Origin of the sequence: Pseudomonas sp. SMN5 (genome assembly GCF_052041925.1) — a bacterium.
Classification (GTDB): domain Bacteria; phylum Pseudomonadota; class Gammaproteobacteria; order Pseudomonadales; family Pseudomonadaceae; genus Aquipseudomonas.
This window is the reverse complement of record NZ_JBKGGX010000074.1, coordinates 1-457: the sequence shown is the minus strand read 5'-3', so window position 1 is coordinate 457 and position 457 is coordinate 1. Positions and strand designations below refer to the sequence as shown.

Genomic DNA, 457 nt, shown 5'->3' with positions numbered 1-457 from the left:
TGCCCTCACCCTGACGGTGGCGAAACCCTGGTCTACACCGATGAGCAGGCCCGCCCTATCGACATGGGTGCGATCCCCTTGGGCGGCGCGGTGTTCAGCGCCGGCGAAGGCCTCGCCGTGCGCCGGCACCTCAATGGCCAACTGCTGATCGAGAGTGACGATGGCCTGTACCGGTTGTTCGAACCGACCCCAGGCCGGGCCTCTTTGCTGCGGCTGAGCCAACTGGGCGACCGCAACGACAACCGCATTCACCTGGACTACGACGAGGCCGGGCGACTGGTGCGCCTGCGCGACACCTTCGATCTGGTGCAAGTGGAACTGATTCACGAGCGCGAGCGCGTCACCCGGATTGAACGCCTCTACTCCGATCAACCGCGCGAAGTACTGGTCAGCTACGCCTACGACGCAGCGAACAACCTCGCCGAGGTGCGCGACGCCACCGGGCAAGTGCAGCGGT

Annotated in this window: 1 pseudogene; it reads left to right on the top strand. The window is 65.6% G+C overall.

The features are described from left to right. Positions 1–457, top strand: a pseudogene (locus ACLEJR_RS27035) (RHS repeat-associated core domain-containing protein); the annotation flags it as partial.